Annotated in this window: 3 protein-coding genes; all 3 read right to left on the bottom strand. The window is 46.1% G+C overall.

What is annotated here, in order from left to right:
- A partial coding sequence (locus AC5V8P_RS25430) for a dipeptidase (RefSeq protein WP_495474033.1) occupies positions 1-733 on the bottom strand: 733 nt, incomplete at its 3' end.
- A 117-nt stretch (positions 734-850) separates the two neighbouring features.
- The gene (locus AC5V8P_RS25425; RefSeq protein WP_007430104.1) at positions 851-1111 is read right to left on the bottom strand and encodes a stage V sporulation protein S; all 261 of its coding nucleotides are present in this window, start codon (positions 1109-1111) and stop codon (positions 851-853) included.
- Positions 1112-1240: 129 nt separating this feature from the next.
- On the bottom strand, positions 1241-1755 hold a 515-nt coding region (locus tag AC5V8P_RS25420), incomplete at its 5' end, for a TIGR00282 family metallophosphoesterase (RefSeq protein WP_495474032.1).

Here is a 1755-nt window from a genome sequence, read left to right as displayed (position 1 = left end):
GCAAGTTACGGGGATGAGCACATTTCGCAAAGGCGTTGGAGTGCGAGGCGATGGGCGGTAAGGACGCCTCCTCCACCACTTCCCAGAACCCTTGTACGGACAAGTGTGATACATCTAGCAGTAGTCCCAGACTATTGCAGCGATTAACCAGATCATGTCCCTTGCGGGTCAGTCCGCCACCTCTTGGCTCCATAATGCCGTCAGCAGCCCAATTTGCATAATTCCATGTCAGCCCGATCAAACGTATACCCATGGCATAGCATACATCCGCATAAAATGGATTGCCTTCCAGTGCATCTACCCCTTCAAGCGAGAGCAACGCCCAAGGTGACCCTATATGATTCGTCCCACTTCCGTGCCCATTCGTTATCTTTCCCGCTTGCTTCTCTACTCCTGTCTGCTGTGCTTGCTCTACTTGACGTACAGCGGACGTATTTTTAAATGCTGCCAAGTCTTCTCTCCACAGCAAAGGTTTTAATCCGCCAGAGGTAGAAGTTACATGCTGTCTGAACAGCTCAATTTGACGAACGACATGCTCAAATTTTGGCGTGCCCAATACCTGCGAAATATATATAGCGAACGTTTGCAACCTTATATTGCCTTCTAGCAAACGCTCTTTTGTGACATCAAGCGATGAATGACTAAAATCCACCTGCGAATCAAGCTGCATTTTACATAACACATCACAGTGTAAGTCTACTACTGGCCAATTCGCTTCATACTTATCATTCATGCACCCTACCCCCATTAGATTAAGTCCATAAATTTATTTTGAAAACCATAACAACTAAATCACAAAGCAAAAAAGCCCGTTTACAAAACGTAAACAGGCTCAGGCAACTTCCATTTATTATCTTGGCTCTACAATCAACTTGATCGCAGTCCGGTCTTCTCCATCAATAACAATGTCTGTAAAAGCAGGAATACAAATCAAATCCACTCCGCTTGGTGCGACAAATCCCCGGGCAATGGCTACCGCTTTAATGGCTTGGTTTAGTGCACCCGCTCCAATCGCCTGCAATTCTGCATTTCCACGTTCACGCAGTACCCCTGCGAGTGCGCCTGCAACTGAATTGGGATTGGATTTTGCTGATACTTTTAATACATCCATAGTAAGTACCTCCCCTGGGAATGATGATGGTTTGATTCCACTATTAGATGTTATTCGAGGGTCAGCAAAAAATTCCTGCTTTTTGGTGACAGTTTTCCTTATTCTTTCCTTAAGCAGCTCACAAAAAACTTAATCCATCCGCCATTCATCTTCTTTAAGTCTGATTTTCTCAATTTTGCGAGCTTTTCCATCGTGATCATTGAGTTCTACGCTAATGGCGTGAAAGTGCCATTTGCCCATGTCCACCTGGAAGCGTACTGGAAGCTGGGTCTGGAATTTCTGAAGTACAGCCTCTTTCTGCATACCGAGCACACCCTCATAAGGGCCTACCATCCCCGCATCTGTCTGATACGCAGTTCCGTGTGGCAAAATCGTATCGTCATTACTCTGTACGTGTGTATGTGTCCCTACCACGATGGATGCACGTCCATCCAGATGCCAACCCATAGCAATTTTTTCGGAGGTGGCTTCAGCGTGAAAGTCTACTAGAATATGTTTATGCTTTTTGCGCAGCTCGTCTACAATGTCATCCGCTGCACGAAATGGACAGTCAATAGCTGGCAAGAAGGTTCTACCTTGCAGATTAACAATGGCTAGTTCCTTCCCCCCACCTTTTACCACAGTATAACCCCGGCCTGGTGTCC

This window comes from Paenibacillus sp. N119s (assembly GCF_059447605.1).
This window is presented reverse-complemented; position numbering and strand designations above follow the sequence as displayed.